This window comes from Haloferula sp. BvORR071 (assembly GCF_000739615.1).
Lineage (GTDB): Bacteria > Verrucomicrobiota > Verrucomicrobiia > Verrucomicrobiales > Akkermansiaceae > Haloferula.
In genome coordinates this window covers 264,542-281,435 of the sequence record NZ_BATP01000060.1, presented here as the reverse complement: position 1 = coordinate 281,435, position 16,894 = coordinate 264,542, and the positions used below count along the sequence as shown (strand labels likewise).

The 16,894-nt window shown below is 64.3% G+C and carries 8 protein-coding genes; 7 read left to right on the top strand and 1 reads right to left on the bottom strand.

The features are described 5' to 3' along the window. The first annotated feature begins 284 nt into the window (after window positions 1–284). The 6 genes from BV071_RS31490 to BV071_RS34045 all read left to right on the top strand — a co-directional run bounded on the left by BV071_RS31490 (window position 285) and on the right by BV071_RS34045 (window position 15,507). Window positions 285–1,061 (top strand): hypothetical protein, encoded by a 777-nt coding sequence (locus tag BV071_RS31490; RefSeq protein WP_035616030.1) that lies wholly within the window; start codon window positions 285–287, stop codon window positions 1,059–1,061. Window positions 1,062–1,150: 89 nt separating this feature from the next. After that, complete coding sequence (locus BV071_RS34050; protein ID WP_265595138.1) at window positions 1,151–1,714, top strand: RNA polymerase sigma factor; 564 nt, start codon at window positions 1,151–1,153, stop codon at window positions 1,712–1,714. Between the two features lie 12 nt (window positions 1,715–1,726). Beyond that, window positions 1,727–2,176, top strand: coding sequence for a hypothetical protein (locus BV071_RS31480; RefSeq protein ID WP_035616028.1), 450 nt, complete (start codon window positions 1,727–1,729; stop codon window positions 2,174–2,176). A 278-nt stretch (window positions 2,177–2,454) separates the two neighbouring features. Beyond that, a complete protein-coding gene (locus tag BV071_RS31475; protein WP_265595137.1) occupies window positions 2,455–5,586 on the top strand; it encodes a hypothetical protein in 3,132 nt (1,043 codons plus the stop codon). Between the two features lie 457 nt (window positions 5,587–6,043). Then, window positions 6,044–14,866 carry a Calx-beta domain-containing protein gene (locus BV071_RS31470; RefSeq protein ID WP_035616024.1) on the top strand — a complete coding sequence of 2,941 codons (8,823 nt, stop codon included), beginning with the start codon at window positions 6,044–6,046 and terminating at the stop codon, window positions 14,864–14,866. A gap of 116 nt (window positions 14,867–14,982) precedes the next feature. After that, window positions 14,983–15,507, top strand: a complete 525-nt coding sequence (locus tag BV071_RS34045) for a type II secretion system protein GspG (RefSeq protein ID WP_052574111.1) — start codon at window positions 14,983–14,985, stop codon at window positions 15,505–15,507. Here BV071_RS34045 and BV071_RS31460 read toward each other — a convergent pair. Beyond that, window positions 15,474–15,869 (bottom strand): helix-turn-helix domain-containing protein, encoded by a 396-nt coding sequence (locus BV071_RS31460; RefSeq protein WP_035616021.1) that lies wholly within the window; start codon window positions 15,867–15,869, stop codon window positions 15,474–15,476. The two genes, BV071_RS34045 and BV071_RS31460, sit on opposite strands and share 34 nt — an antisense overlap. Window positions 15,870–16,007: 138 nt before the next feature. On the opposite strand from BV071_RS31460, the gene BV071_RS31455 reads away from it, so the two are divergent. After that, window positions 16,008–16,868, top strand: coding sequence for an SDR family oxidoreductase (locus BV071_RS31455; RefSeq protein ID WP_035616019.1), 861 nt, complete (start codon window positions 16,008–16,010; stop codon window positions 16,866–16,868). Window positions 16,869–16,894: the final 26 nt, after the last annotated feature.

Below are 16,894 nucleotides of genomic sequence, written 5' to 3'. Positions count from 1 at the left end.
GGTCTTCCGCTGGCTTGGAAATCCCGGGCCCCGTGGAGGCGGCTTTCGGTAGGGCTGCCGGGCCCCAAGAAGCCGCGGGCGATCCGTGGGGACCTCAACATTCTTCTACGCTCTCGGATGATCCCCACATCGCTCGCGGCGCGCTGAGGCCAGCGCGCCCTACCGGAAACAGCCCTACTGAAAGCTGCAACAGGGTTGCAGCAATCCAAGGCGGCTGCGCCGCGGTTGGGGAATTTCTTCGTTTCGGCGACGGATTCGGTGGCGGGCGGCGTGATCCTTGCGAGATGAAAGCCAATCCATCGCTTCCCTACCCCGTCCGGGCCACGTCCACTTCCCGCCACGGCCTGCGCCCGCTGGTGCTGGGCCTCGCCCTGTCGCTTGCCGGCTTGCCGCTGCAGGCTTCCGCCCAAGAGGGCGAGGTTCCTCCAACGCCGATCGAGGGGGTGACCTTAGTCGGTGACGTCAACCAGCCCCGTATCGTCGCAACAACCCGGGGGGGCGTGGTCCTGATCCCACAAGCCCGCTTCGAAGGCGCGACCCTAGGCGAGGTGGTCGATTACCTCGCGATGCAGGCCAATGCGAACGTGATGGTCAGTCCAGAGGTGAAGGATCTGCCGGTACCGGACGTGAAGGTGCGGAATATCACCGGCCTGGGCTTGCTCCGCGCCATCGCGGATATGGGGGTGCCCATCCAAGTGAACGAAATGGAGCCTGACACCAGCGAGGGACAAGCGGTCTGGGTGATCTCGCCCGCCAAGACCGCGCCGGAAGTCCTGACCAACGTCACCCGCATCTTCAATCTGCGGAACCTGCAATATTTCCCCGAAGAAAACCAATCCGCCGAAGTGACTCCGGAGATTTTCCTGAAGCTGGTGAAGGATGCCTCCGACGCCATCAACACGGCACTGCAGGCCCGCGAAGAGGCGACCAAGGGCAAGGTCCACTACCCGATCCTGAAGGTCCACCAGGCCACGCGCCTGATGGTCATCTCCGGCAACGCGCAGGAAGTCGAGATCGCCCAACAGGTGGTTTGCGCCCTCGGGGGCGTGCCGGTAGAGTGAGGATCGTGGTCCCCGCGCTGACGCTGATCATGGACGCCGCCCCCAGCAGCGCGACGGAGGAAGGGATTCATCCCCTTCCTCCACTTTCCGTGGCCCCTCCGGCCGCGGAGGAGCTGCCGGTGCAAGCGTCGCTGGCTGTCCTCACGCGGCGCATGGCAGCCGGTGGCGAGGAGGCTTTCCGGGAGTTTCACGCGGCGTGGTTCCAGCGGCTGTTCCGCTATGTCTTCGTGCTGATGCGCGGCGATGAAGCCGCGGCCTGTGATGTGAGCCAAGAGACCCTGCTGCGGGTGGTGAAGCACGTGCGGGCCTTCGAGGGCGAGGATGAATTCTGGAGCTGGCTCACCTGCTTGGCCCGCAGCGCAGCGGCCGACCACGGGCGCAAGGTCTCGCGCTACCGGCGCTTGTTAGAGAAGTTGTCCGGTGAAGCGCCGACTCCCGCGCCCGAGCCTGAGCTGGATTTGAATGAGACGCTGCAACGCGGACTCGTGCAGCTCGCGGATGAGGACCGGGATCTGCTTCAGCAAAAGTACTCTGATGGTGCCAGTGTGCGGCAGATGGCCGAACGCGCGGGCGCCAGTGAATCCGCCATTGAATCGCGGCTCGCCCGGGCCCGGCGGGAATTGCGGGCGATCATTTTCCGACTTATCGAGTAAGACCCAGCCACCATGAAAGCAAACGACAAGGATCAGCCGGAGTTGTGGCGCGACACGCTTGATGAGGGCGTGCCGGCGGACTTCGCCCAAGAGTCGCTCGCGCGCATGCTGGGTGGTGCCCGCAGGCGCCGGCAGCATCGGCTGGCGATGAAGGCAGGGATCATCACCGCGCTGATCGTACCCCTGCTGTTGATGTTCCATCGCACGCCGGATCAAGCTTCTCCAATTCGATCCACCTCGCAGCCTGGTGCCTCGCCCGAAGCGATTGCCGAGACCGGGCCTGCGATTGAGCTCTTGCATCCGGTGGCTCTCCCGCAGGGTCCAGAGCCGCCCAAGGCCGCAGTGGTGGAGACCATCGGGGATGATGAATTGCTGTCTGAATTCAGCGGCCGCCCGGCGATGCTAGTCGGTACCGGGGATGCGAAGCAACTGGTGCTATTGGATCAGAAGAAGACGCATTGAGAACGGGAGGATTTCTTTCAGAGGGAAGACGGTTCGCGATTCGCAGGCTTTGAGGATCCGAGGCATTCACGGCGCTATCCATTCCGGGCACCTGATCGCATCACGCCACAGGGGACCGTCCTATGAGCCGGGGCTATGCGCTCCCCGGAAGAAGCTGGCGCTTTTTGCAATGCGACCTCCCTCAACTTCACACCTTCTTCATCCAATTCCGGTTGTCGGTATGACACAAAGAGGAGATAAGCCGTCCTTCCCCCCTTCTCGGACTCATCTCCTGACCGATGCTCTCCTGTCTCTTTTCCTCGCGCCGCCGCCGTCTTGCCCCCGCTCTCATGCTTCTCGCGGCAGCAGGCAGCGCCATGGCCGCCGCGCCCGCAGTCACAATCAAGCGTCTGCACAACAAAGGCTACATCCTCCACTGGGGCGATCTGCCGGATGATGTGGACCAAGTCCGCCTGGAGGTCAGGCCGCTCAAGCCGAAGAACGCCAGCTTCTCGGTTTGGGACAGCGATATTCCGGCGAGCAAGACCGGTTGTCTCGTTTATAATCTGAGTCCCGGCCAAGGCCTCGAGTGGCGCGCGAGCGCCGTGCGAAACGGCCAGGTCGAGACCGGCACGCCCTTCAAGGTCACCACGACCAAGACCTTGCCCCCCGGCTACGCACAAAATTGGCGCGCCGTTTCCGTGCGCCCGGACCGGGTGGAGATCGCGTGGGACGACACGGTTACGAAGGAGACCGGTTACAAGATCTTCCGGCGCGACGAGGGCTTTGACACGAATACCATCGAGGTCGATTTGCCGAAGAACTCCGCGAGCTGGGTCGACACCACGGTCCAGCCCGGGAAGAACTACTTCTACACCATCGTGGCACTCGGCAAGAAGAAGGCAGTGGGTGATCTCACCTACGAACTCTGGGTGCCGACTCCCGCCGCCGATGCCCTGCCGAATCGCCCGGAGATCGCGGCTCAGGCGGTGGTGGAAGGCAATGCGGTGCGGGTCTCATGGACGCCGGACCCGAGCGGCTTCGTCGATGGCTACAGTATCCAGCGCAAGTTCAACTACTACTGGCTGGAAGTCGGGCGAGTGGGCCTGAATACGAGCTCGCTGCTGGATAGCAGCTCGCCGGCTTGGGGCGGCTTGGGAAATTCCGGCTACCGCGCGGTGCCCTTCAATGTGAACGGGCTGGCGGCACCCCAGTCCGCGGAACTCGGATCCCCGCAGCCCGGCCCCTATCCCTTCGGCCACTCGGCATGGCAGGAGCCGGTGCAGATCGGCCGGCAATTCTATCTGCTGGATCCCGGCGGCAAGAAGATCCATCGCTTCGATACGCCGAACGAAACCTGGCTGGCTCCGATCGAACTGAAGGTCCCCTACCCCGCCTATCGGTTCGCGGTCTCTGCTTCGGGTGACATCTTCGTCGGCTCGGGCTCTCATCTCTACCGGGTGAACCCGGACACCGGCGACTCGACCTTCCTGGCCAGCGGGCTGGGCATCGGCAGCCTCGTGGCCAACCAGGGCCGCATCTACTACTGCGGTAATAGTAGCATCCTGGGGATCGAACCGGGAGCCGCCGGCGGTCCCGTGATCGCGAATGCCGGGGTGGCGACTGTGGCGAACCTCTACGATCCACGGGTGATCCGCCGCAACGGGGATGAGGTATTGATCTCAGGCTCTGCCACGGGCTCTCCCTACGGCACTAGGGTCAGCAGCGTGCGGCTCTCCGCACTGACTGCGACCAATCCCTACAACACGCAGGTGATCGGTAGCTCCACCCGTGTCTTCCCGGCCGGCGGGCAAAAGTTCCTGATCAACGGGGACGGCGAGCTCACGGCTGTGGGTGACTCCACGGGCGCGCCGATCGCCAAGCTCGGGATCGACAAGATCCGCGACACCGCCTCACTCCCGAATGGCGGTCACGCTGTGCTCGGCCTGGACTCGCTGCACCTCTACGACCGCTGGTGGAATCTCAAGCAGGCAATCGCCAGCGAAGGAGGCAAGTCCGCCGTGCGCGAGGCGAGCAACAAGGTCTGGTCGATCCAAGCGGATCCGCTGGCGGCCACGGGCTGGACCCTTGCTTCCTTCCCGCTGCCCGCGGCCGGTGATGAGGCTGGATTCTGGACTTCCCCGATCCCGCCTGACGGGCTGGAGGAAAGTGATGACGGCACCGCGGTCCTGATCCACCGCGCCTCTGGAACCTGGCGCAGCCGCGCTGCCGGGGCAGCGAACTTCAGCAGCGCCCGGACCAGCGAGCGCAGCATGGTCGACTGGGAATACGACCCGCAGCGCGACGCTCTCTTCCTGCTCTCCAGCGGCGGCTTGGTCAGCCGACATAATCTCTCGTCCCCGACTCCTGTCTGGGACCGGCAATTGCCGACGGCCGCGACCTTCATGGCCTACGCGGGGAATCTATTGGAGATCTCGCACAGCTATGGTCTGACGGTGGATGGAGAACAGTCCAACAACCTGGTCAACTGGCAGCCCTATCCGCTGCAAACGCCCCGCCGGCCGATCTTCACCACTTGGGATCCGGTATCCAAGCGTCTCTATCATCAGCCGTATGCGGATGAACTGTTAGTATCGGACCGTGCCCTCGGGATGAATATCGGCGAGCCAAGTGGATTGAAGGACGAGAAGTTCAGCGGTTTCCTGCGGATCTCGCCGGACCGCAGCCGCGCGGTCTTCGGCGGGGGCTTCATCGCCACCTACCCGGACTTCTTTCCGCTGCTGCAACTGCCGATCAAGGCCACGGACGCCGCTTGGAACGGGCAGGTGCTGCTGGCCGGTGGCACGAACTCCGGAGGCCAGCACCTGCTGGCGTCCTTCGATACCCAAGGGAAAGTCCTCAAGGCGTTTAGCTTGCCCGGCGAGGTGGTCCATGTCGCCAAGGACGGTGAGGGCTGGCTGGTTCTCCACCGCGTCGCCGGAGGCAATGGCTGGCGATTGATCAGCGGCGATGCCGCGCTCTCCAGCTTCACCCTGGTGGGTGGCAGCGCTGGCAGCATGCCGCAGGCCACCACGCTCGCCAATGGCCAGGCCCAATTCCCCGAGTGGTACGAGTCGCAGGTCGCGATCGGCGATCCGGATCGCAATGGCTTCGATGCCATCCAGGAGTACATGATGGCGCATTACTTCCCCTATGATCACTACCCGCCGGTGCTGATCCAAACTTGGGAAGGCAAACCCAGCTTCTACATCCGGCGCCGCAGCGCCGAATGGCTCGCGCCCTTCCGCCTGGCGATCGAATACTCGGCGGATCTGGCGACGTGGACGGAACAGATTCCCCCCCAGCTCTTCGATATCGAGAAAGGCTACTGGCCGACCAATGAGCTGGAGATTTATACGATCACGCCAAAAGACAGTACGCTTAAGGCATACTTCCGCGTGAGGTTCATCGGGCCGACGTTCGAGGATTGACTGAGCAAAGGGATCACGTTCCGGAGAAGGACGATGGGAGGTTCGAGTGGCCGCCCGCTACGCAACTTGCAAAGTTGCGCTACTTGGGTGCGCTGGCTTGAGCGCACTGGGAGCGATGGGGGGATCATCTTGATGTATAGGAGTCGGTTGAGGTCGGCGGGGATCGCCCGCGGCGGCCTGAGGCCAGGGCCGCCCTACCAAGGTCCGGTGATGCCGGCTACGCCCGGTCAGCGCGCGAAATCGATTCCTATCCGGCTGCGGACTCGGGAATGAATGAATTGTATTGACGTTTCGCGTCTATTCAGGGTTTTAAATGGATCATTCGTCACAAATAGTGCCCGTAAGATACCATGGGTGCCGTTTTTGCGTACCTCCTGTTCACTCCCATCACACTCCGGATTCCCGAAGTTCCTCCTGATCTTCAGGCAAACCGTCCCGATTGCCAAAAGAACCCACGATGAAAACCCGCCAAAAACTCCTCCTGCTCGGCGCGACTACGCTGGGCACGATCACCGCACTTTCGCTCTGGCCTAGCGGGCAAGAGCAAGCGCGGACCGGCACACCGGGCAGCCAGCCCGCGGCCAATAGCTCCACTCCAGGCACGCCATTCACCCCTGCCCCGCCGCCAGCGTCAGCGCCCGCGACCGCGACCGCACCGGCAGGCCAAGAAGCCACAGCGCAAGCCGAAGTCCCGGCCGACTTCGGCGCTTGGCTGAAGGAGCCACAGGCCCAGCCGGATATGGCGAAGCTCGATGCCTTCGATGCTTGGCTGGCGGACTGGAAGGATGCCGCCCCGGAAGCACGCCCCGCGCTGAATGCGGCGGGTGCGCAACTGGCAGCCGCACGCCGGACGGAGTTCAAGGCGCTGATCGCTACCGATCCACGCCGGGCGCTGGAGCGCGCGGTGCCGCGGGTCCTGCGCCAGGATTTGCCAGATGCGATCGTCGCGGAGCTGGAGATGCCGATCTCGGCCAAGGGTGATCTGAATGTTTACATGGGCCGTCCTGCCGATGGCATGGAGGTGAAGCCCGAGCAGCTCACGATGCGCTACTTCGAGGCCAATGGCGTGAGCTACAAGGCGCGGGTCTACGGCGATCTGAGCAATGTGATGACCCGCCAGGGATTGCCGCTGCAAGGCGTGGCGGTGGATCGCGAGCTGGCGGTGGCGGAGAATGCCGTGCGACCACTGGAGAAGGGCGAGCGCATTCCCGCCGGCACTGTAGTGGAGAACACCTGCCCGGTCTCCGGCGAGACCACCGAGGCGGTCTCGACCGGCGTGGCAGTGACCGATGAAACGCCGACGGTGGAGATCGGCGGCCGTGTCATCACGCTCTGCAATGGGTCGCACGTGACGGTGCTGGAGGACGAGTTCCGCACCTGGGTGCAGGCCAGTGGACCCGGCGGTGCCGGCTTCTTCGTGGACAACTTCCCGGGGACGTCCTCACGCGCGATTGGCAACCTGCGTTGCCTCTACATCCGCGTGACTTATCCCGAGCAGATTTCCGCCCCGAACACCGAGGAGGAGGCCTATAGCGACATGCGGAACAACGCGCGTTACTACCTCGAAAGCTCTTACGGCAAGATGACCACGACCACCACGGTCACCTCGCTGGTCACGCTGCCGCACACGATGGCCTGGTACAAGGCGAAGGATAGCCAGGTCGATGGTTTGGGGCTGATCCACACCGAGTCGCGCAATGAAGCGCGCAAGCTCGGCTACGATTCGAACCAGTACGATTGCATCATCGTCCGCATCAATGGCGGGCCGCGCTTGGAGGGGATTTCCTGGGGCGGTGGCTCCAGCGTCTGGATCACCTGGGGTGGCATGGATGTGCTCAACCATGAGTGCGGTCACTCGCTCGGCCGCAACCACGCGAACTACTGGGACACTACCGATGGCACGGCCTACGGCAACGGCGCCAACCAGGAGTATGGCAACGACTTCGACGTGATGGGCGGAGGTGGCGGCTTCAGCGCCCACTACAACACCATCAGCAAGCGCGCGCTCGGCTGGCTCCCGGATGCCTACATCCACCAGCCGAAGACGAACGGCATTTACCGGATTTACGCTTACGACCAGCCGCAGCTTGAGGAAGGCAAGCGCTACGCGCTCACGGTGGCGAAGGACAGCATCCGCCAGTATAACGTGGAGTATCACAATGCCCGCGGCGGCCTGCTCGCGGACTCCGCGCTGGTGCTCTACAGCGGCATGGGCAGCAATGCCGGCCACTTGCTCGACACCACGCCGGGCAGCTCCGGTGGCAAGGCCGATGGCGGGATCGCGATCGGCCGGACTTACTCCGACTTGGAGGCGGACATGCACTTCACCGTGGTCGGCAAGAATGCGACCTCGCCGCCTTCCCTGGATGTCGCCTACTTCAAAGGCCCCTTCCCCGGCAACAACGCTCCGACGCTCGCTCTCAATGCCAGCGCGACCACCATCGCCGCGGGCGGCAGTGTGACCTTCACCGCCACGGCGAATGATGCCGACGGCGATGCGCTGGCCTACTACTGGGAATTCGACGATGGCACGACCGCTTCTAACAGCGCAGTGGTGACCCGCAGTTTCCCGAACGTCGCGCAGGTGACCGCAATGCTGACGGTGTCCGACATGAAGGGCGGCAGCGCCCGACGCCACGTGGTGATCAATGTGGGCAGCCACGGCAAGCAACTGGTGACCGGCAACATCACTGCCGGTGGCGTGGCCCTGGCCAATGTCCGTGTCTCGAACGGCAGCAAGTACGCCTACACCGACAGCAGCGGCGACTACGCGCTGAGCGGCCTGAGCACGGGCTCGAACACGCTGACGGCGACGCTCAACGGCTACACCTTCACGCCGGGCTTCACCAACCCGCTCAACGTCATCGCGGGCACCAACACCGCGAACTGGACCGTCGGCAACTCGACCTTCGTGACCCTGACCAAGACCGCCGATCCGACCGAGGGCGGCGCGACCGGAACCTTCACGTTGACCCGCACGGGTGATACCACCAATGCGCTGACGGTGCGCGTCTCGCCGGTGGGAGGCACCGCGACGAAGACGACCGACTACACTTTCGCTCCGGACTACGCGACGGATGGTTCCTACTACAGCTTCACGATTCCCGCCGGCCAGGCCTCGCTCGCGGTCACAGTGACCGCGGTGAATGACACCGCGCAGGAAGGACCGGAGACGATCTCGCTGCAGCTTGCCTCAAACGGCAACTATCTCTCCACCAGCGCGAACGCCGCGGTGATGACGATCAACGACAACGACACCACTTTGCCACTGGCAGCCGTGGTCTCGAATGATCCTTACGCGATGGAGGCACCTGTCGATCCCGGCAGCTTCACCTTCACGCGCACCGGGTCGACCGCCGCCGCGCTCAATCTTTCGGTCGCATGGAGTGGCACCGCGACGAATGGCAGCGACTACAGCACCCTGCCGACCACGGTCACGATCCCGGCCGGGCAGTCTTCTTATACGCTGTCGGTGAGCCCGCTGAATGACACCGCGATCGAAGTGCCGGAGACGATCATCGCCACGATCAACACCAATGCCGCCTACCTGCGCGATAGCGCCGGGACGAGCGCCACGGTGACCTTGAGCGATGATGACACGCCGACTATCACGGTCAGCGTGCCGGATGCCTTCGCGTCCGAAGCCGGTCCTGACTCGGGGATCTTCATGATCCAGCGCAGTGGTAGCACCGCCGCGCCGCTGAAGGTTTACTATGGCGTCCATGGCACGGCTCTTCACGGCACCGACTACGCCGCGCTCAATGGCGAAGTCACGATCCCGGCTGGCGCTACCAGCGCGCCGGTGGTGATCACGCCTTACAACGACGACCTGGGCGAAGGCCCGGAAACGGTGGTCCTCGCGGTGACGACCTTCAACAATAGCTACAGCCTCGGCAGCGCCTTCCAGGGCACGCTGACGATCGCCGACAATGCCGACGTGCCCGTGATCAGCGTGCGCGCCGGTGCGATTGGCACCGAGGGGGGCGCCAATGCCAGCGTGATCTTCCGCGCGGTGGGCAGCGGCGGTGGCAATGTCACCGTGAACTACACGGTCAGCGGCACGGCCACTTCCGGCAGCGATTTCACCGCGCTCTCCGGCAGTGTGGTTATCCCGGCCACCGGCACCAATGATGTGACGGTCAACATCCCGGTGACCAACGATGCCACGGCAGAGCCTACTGAAACGGTGGTCGTTACGATCACCCCGAACGCCGCCTACAAGGTCTACGACGAGCCCTCCGCCGAGGCGATCATCCTCGACAACGACAGCGGCGGCGACCGCGTGATGGTCTCCACCGCGAACCAGTCGCCTTCTGAAAGCGGCAGCACCGGAACCTACTACTTCTCCCGTACTGGCACCACCGGTGCGCTCACCGTGAATTACGCAGTCTCCGGCACTGCCACCAATGGCACGGATTACACCACGCTGCCCGGCAGCATCGTGATTCCCGATGGCCAAGGCGGCGTGGATCTGACCCTGACACCCACCGATGACGCTACGGTCGAAGGCACGGAAACGGTCACCGTCACGGTGCTGCCCGGCTCCGGCTACGGCCCAGACCGCCCGGCCTCCGCGACCTACGAGATCATCGACAACGAGAGCCCGGCGATCACGGTCGGCTTCCAGGCCGCTACGGTCACGACCAGCGAGACCGATGCCGGCGGCGAATACCGCAACATTCCGGTGGTGCTGTCCGCCGCTTCCACGGACACGGTCACGGTGCAATACACTTCCGCCGGTGGCAGCGCTTCCGGGGATGATATCGACTGGGCCTTCGTGACCGCGGGCAATGTCCCGATTCCCGGTGGCACCCTCAGCTTCGCGCCCGGCGTGACTTCGCAGAACCTGCGCGTTCGAATCAAGAACGATGGCGTGATGGAGCCGGTGGAGACGGCGATGCTTGAGCTGCGGGCCCCGCGCTTCGCCAGCCTCGCGCCCGGACTTTCGCGACAGTCGCTGCTGATCTTCGACGACGCGCCGTCCGCGATGGTGCTCGAAGAACGCTGGAGCGGCCAGACGGTTTACAACAACCAGTCTTGGGCTACCAACACGCCGAGCTATGCGGGAGTGCTCTACTCCTTCACTCCGGGAGTCGATGTGGCCGATGACTACTCGCGCCGCCTGAGCGGCAAGATCGTCGCTCCAACCACCGGCACCTACAAGTTCTGGGTCGCCTCCGACGATGCCTCGCGGCTCTACCTGAGCACCGATGCGACGGCTGCGAACAAGGTCCAGATCGCCAGCTTGACTGGCTGGACCGACTTCCAGAACTGGGATGCGAATGCCTCGCAGGCCTCGGCGAACATTACCCTCACCGCCGGACAGTCCTACTACATGGAAGTCCAGCATCAGGAAGGCGGCGGTGGCGACCATGTCTCGGTGGCTTGGCAAGGTCCCGGCTTCAGCCGCACCCCGATCACCTTGACGGCGCCGCAGAACAATGCCCCGCGCTTCGTCCGCATGGCTGCAGCGGCCACCACCCGTAGCGAGACCGATGGCAGCGAGCCGCTGCTTGCGGTCGTGCTCGACCGTCCCGCAGGAAGTACGGCAGTCACCGTGGATTACACGGTGGGCGGCACCGCGACGGCTGGCAGCGATTATACGCTGGCTCCTGGCACGCTCACCTTCGCTCCCGGAGAGCAGGCGAAATTCCTGCCGCTCACGATCCTGGCCGATGCGGTCGGTGAGCAGCCTGAGGCGATCGTGGTGAGTCTGGCCAATCCAAGTGGCGCGCAGCTCAGTTCCCCCGCCACGCACGTGATCACGATCAAGGATCCGGAGACGCCGGCAGTGGAGCCGCTCTTCGCCAGCGCGACTTCGGCGATGAGTGCTGGCACCGTGCTCGGCACCGTGACCGCGACACCGGCCTCCGGACGCAGCATCACCGGCTGGACCATTCTGGCCGGGAACACCGGCACGGCCTTCGCGATCAATGCCGCGGGCCAAGTCACGCTCGCCACGCCAGGCGCGCTGCCGAATCCCGGCGGCATGCAGCTGGTGGTGCGAGCCACCGACAATGCCGGCACTACCGGCGACGGCCAGGTCAACGTGATCTGCAACGCGCCCGCGCAAGGCGTGGTGGAGCAGCGTTGGAACAGCAGCGATCCCTTCTGGAACGAAGATTGGAGCAGCACGGCTGCCTACACCGGCACCTTGGCGAACTTCACCACCGGCCAGAACGTGGCGGACAATTACTCGCGCCGTTTGACCGGCTATCTCAAGCCCACGGCCAGCGGTGACTACACCTTCTGGATTGCAGGCGATGACGATTGCCGTCTCTACCTCGGTACCAATGGCTCGCCCTCGACCAAGGTGCAGATCGCCACGGTCAATGGCTGGACCAACTTCCAGGCCTGGGACTCGCAGGCAGCGCAGAAGTCAGTGATCATCCCGCTGGTAGCCGGCAAGGTTTACTGGCTGGAAGCGCAGGAAGTGGAAGGCGGTGGCGGCGACCACGTCTCGGTCGCATGGCAAGGCCCCGGCATCAGCCGCCAGGCCATTCCCGCCAGTGCGATCTTCCCGAATATCGCTGGTGTGAACTTCGACAACCCGCCGGTAGCACCGACGATCGCGCTCACCTCGCCCGCGAATGGCAGCAGCTTCAACACCAGCGACAACATCACGCTGAGTGCCAGCACCGCCGGTGGCAGCGTGGGCGTCACCGCCGTGGAGTTCTACCGTGGCAGCACCTTGATTGGCTCGGATAGCAGCTCGCCTTACACCATCGTGTGGTCCGGCCCGGTGGCTGGGAGCCACACCCTGACGGCTCGCGCGATCTACAGCAGCGGCGGTGTCAGCTCGCCCGGGGTCAACATTTCGGTGGCCAACTCCGATCCAGCGGCGGATCCCGATGGTGATGGATTCACTACCGGACTCGAGCTTGCGCTCGGCACGGATCCGAATTCCGCGGCTTCGCAACCGCCCGCGATCTACGCCAACCTCCGCGCTTGGTGGAAGCTGGATGAAGCGAGTGGCAGCAACGCCGACGACAGCACCGGCCGACCGCAGGATGGTGCCGTCAGTGGGGGCGCAGTCTGGGGCACTGGCATCACCGGCAATTCGCTCACCCTCGACGGCATCGACGATGGCGTGCTGGTTGGCAACTCCGCGGCGCTTACGGGCACCAGCAACTTCTCGCTGGCCGCCTGGGTGAAGGTCGCTCCGGGCTCACCGCTCGGCACCGTGATCCAGCAGCGCGAAGCAGGTGCCAGCGGGCACCTCGGCGAATACCAGCTCAACGTGAACGCCAACGGCACGGTGAACTTCTTCGTCTACGGCACCAGCGCCGCCTATCAGTTCGACATCACCACGGCCGCCGCAATCAATGACGGCCAGTGGCACCACTTGGCCGCGCTGCGCAACGGCACCGATGGCAAGGTCTACATCGATGGCGTCGAAGCGGGCAGCGGCACGGGCACGGTGCAAACCTTGGCCTCGCTCGCTGTCTCGATCGGCTACGACAACCGCGACAACAACAAGCGCTTCAAGGGCTCGATCGACGATGTCCGCGTTTACTCCCGAGCGCTCTCGGCCGCGGAGGTCGACCAACTCCACGATGCGTTGGTGCCGAACCGGACGCCCGCCTTCAGCAGCGATCCGATCGCGAAGGCCGCGGCCACGGAAGATGCCGCTTACTCCGGCAGCCTCGGCGGCGATGCTGCGGACCCGGACTTCGGTGACACGCTCACCTTCACGAAGGTCTCGGGGCCAGCGTGGTTGAGCGTGGCGGCAAATGGCGCGCTCTCGGGCACACCGGGCAACAGCAATGTCGGCGCCAATAGCTTCACGGTCCGGGTCACGGATCCCGCGGGGCTATTCGACGACGCGACGCTGAACATCAGCGTGACCAACACCAACGACGCCCCGGTCTTCGCGGTTGACCCGATGACTGGCAGCGGAGCCACCGAAGACAGCGCCTACTCCGGCAGTTTGGCCGGATCGGCGAGCGACATCGATACGGGTGATACCCTGACTTACTCGAAGGTCTCCGGCCCGGCTTGGCTGAGTGTCGCTGCAACCGGTGCACTCAGTGGCACACCGGGCAATGGCGATGTCGGAGCGAACAGCTTCACCGTCCGCGTGACGGACGGCGGCGGGCTCTTCGATGACGCGGTGCTGAATATCGCGGTGGCGAACGTCAACGATGCCCCGGTCTTCGCTGCGGATCCCATGACTGGCTCGGCAGCCACCGAGGACACGGCCTACTCGGCCAGCCTCGCAGGATCGGCGAGCGACGTGGATGCGGGTGATACCATCACCTACTCGAAGGTCTCCGGCCCAACCTGGTTGAGCGTCGCGGCCAATGGCGCGCTCAGTGGCATGCCGGCCAATGGCAACGTGGGCGCCAACAGCTTCACCGTCCGGGTGACGGATGCCGCCGGGCTCTTCGACGACGCGGTGCTGAACATCAGCGTGGCGAACGTCAACGACGCTCCGGTCTTCACGGTCGATCCAATGACGCGTGAAGCAGGCAGCGAGACAGTCGCTTACACCGGCACCAGCCTCGCGGGCAGCGCGGTGGATGCCGATGCGGGCGATAGCATCACCTACTCGAAGGTCGCGGGGCCGGCATGGTTGACGGTCGCGGCGAATGGTACACTGGGTGGCACTCCGCCCTCGGGCAGCGCCGGCAGCAATGCCTTCACCGTGCGTGCCACCGATGTGAGCGGCGCCTTCGACGAGGCGGTCGTGAATATCACCATCGCCGGCAATGGACTGCCGCTGCCATGGGATGAGGATGATGTGGGCACCGGGATCACCGCCGGTTCCGCCACCCACAATGCCGGCGTCTATACCGTCTCCGGCGCGGGTGCCTTGGGCAGTGGCTTCCTCACTTCCAAGAACGATGCCTTCCACTTCGTGTGGCAGACCTTGAGCGGCGACGGAGAGATCATTGCCCGGATCAGCTCGCTGCAGGCGACCGGCACCTCATCGCGCGTGGGCGTGATGATCCGCGACACCCTGGCCACGAACTCGCGGCATGTCTTCATGGGCATGACCGATGACAACGACTACCGCTGGGTGCGCCGCACCAGCACCAATGGCAACACCTCCACGACCACCAGCAGCACCGGCACGGTGCCGAATACCTGGGTCCGGCTGGTGCGCAGCGGCTCGACGATCACCGCTTACAAGAGTGCCAACGGCACCACTTGGACGCAGGTCGGCAGCCTTAGCGCAAGCTTCCCTGCCAACTGCTACATCGGTCTGGTCACCGCCAGCGGCACCAGCACAGGGCTGAACACCTCGCAGTTCAGCAATGTGTCGGTGACCCCTTGACCATCCTCCCGGAATAGAAAACCGAATCGAGAACAGCAGGGCCGCCATCCGCGCGATGGCGGCCCTTGCTTTTGCATTTCACCGGCAAATGCCGGGAATTCCGGCATTACTGGGGCATGCCGGAATTGCTTGGCCATTCATTGCTCGCCGGCTTGCTGGCCTGGAGTACTGTGGCCCACGCGCACATCGTCCGGGTTGAAGCAGACTTCAATTCGCTTGGAGCAGCGATCAAGACCTACAGGATCACCACTGGAACATTCCCGCCGCCTGAGCAGGGACTCCAAGCGCTAATCACCCGCCCCGCCTCGCTGCCGGAGGGCGCGCCATGGGTTCAGGTGCTGCGCAAGATCCCGCTCGACCCGTGGGACCATCCCTATCACTACGTCATGGGCGAGGGCTTCGAGGACGGTTTCGGACTCTACAGCTGTGGCAAGGACGGCAGGACCAGCAGCGCCGGCAACGATCCCGACGACCACAACACCTGGGACCAGAAGAGTTTCGACGATCCGGACCCTGAGGCCGGACAGAGGCTCAAGCTTATCGCCGGCAGTGCCGCGGCTGCTTGCATGGCTTTCTATCTCGGCAGACTGTCCGCGCGACGACTCCCTCACAAAGCCGTTGGCGCGGGCGGTGGGACGTAGGCTTGCCGCGCGGCCCTGACCTGCGCGTGGTTCTCGTCCGCCCAGCGAAGCAAGGGCTCGATCTTCTCTAACAAGGAGTGCCCCAGATCCGTGAGGCAATACTCCACCTTCGGCGGCACGGTGGGGTAGACCGTCCGGGAGATGTAGCCATCACGTTCCAGCGAACGCAGAGTCTGGGAGAGCATCCGCTGCGAGATATCCCCGATCGCGCGCTTCAGTACCGAGAAGCGCAGGGTGCCGGGGGAAAGATTCAGCAGGACCAACAAGCTCCAGCGGTTGCCGATGCAATCGAGGACGTCGCGGACCGGGCACTTCTCGGCAAGGCCCGTGCCGCGTTGGACGGGTGGCGGTGGCTGGATCATGGCACGAAGTCGGTTACTGTGGGGTTACCGGGTGACAAAAAGAACCCCTCTTGTGGGGCGACGGAGCTCACGGTATCAAATCGGAACCAAGCATCAATCCGATACTGGAAGTGCTTTCTGAAACCAACCACTGAAACCATGTCCACGATTGCCATCACCGGAGCCAGCGGCCAGCTCGGCCGCCTCGTCGTCCAGCAGCTCCTGAAGAGCGTTCCAGCCGGGAATCTGGCCGCGCTGGTCCGCGATCCCGCGAAGGCGGCGGACCTCGCAGCGCTGGGAGTCCAAGTGCGGAAGGCAGACTACGACCAGCCCGAGTCGCTGACTGCGGCGCTCGCCGGCGTGGAAAGAGTGCTGCTGGTATCGTCCAATGACCTCGGCAAGCGGGTGGCACAGCATGCCGCGCTCATCACCGCAGCGCGTGAAACTGGAGTGGGGCAGCTTGCCTACACCAGCGTGCTGCATGCGGATACTTCGCCGCTGGGCCTCGCGGAAGAGCACCGCGAGACCGAGCGACTGGTGCAGGAATCGGGACTGCCGCATACTCTTCTGCGCAATGGCTGGTACACGGAGAACTACACCGCGGGCCTGCCGGGCGCACTCGCGCATGGTGCTTTGTTAGGCAGCGCGGGCGAGGGCCGGATTTCTTCCGCCGCGCGACAAGACTATGCCGAAGCTGCGGCGTTGGTCCTAACACGCCCGATCGAGCAGGCCCGCATTCTGGAGCTTGCCGGGGATGCTTCCTACACGCTGACCGGGCTGGCTGCGGAGCTATCCCGGCAGAGCGGGAAGGAGATTCCCTATCGCAATCTGCCGCAGGCCGAGTATGCGGCGGTCTTGAAGCAGATTGGTCTTCCTGCCCCGCTCGCCGAGCTGGTGGCGGATAGCGATGCGGGCGCGGCCAAGGGCGCTCTCTTCGATGACCGCGGTGAGCTGGGCAAGTGGATCGGACGGGCGACGACGACGCTGGCTGAGTCGGTGAAGGTGGCCTTGGAGGCTTGATTCAAGAGTGATGCCGAGTAGGCGAA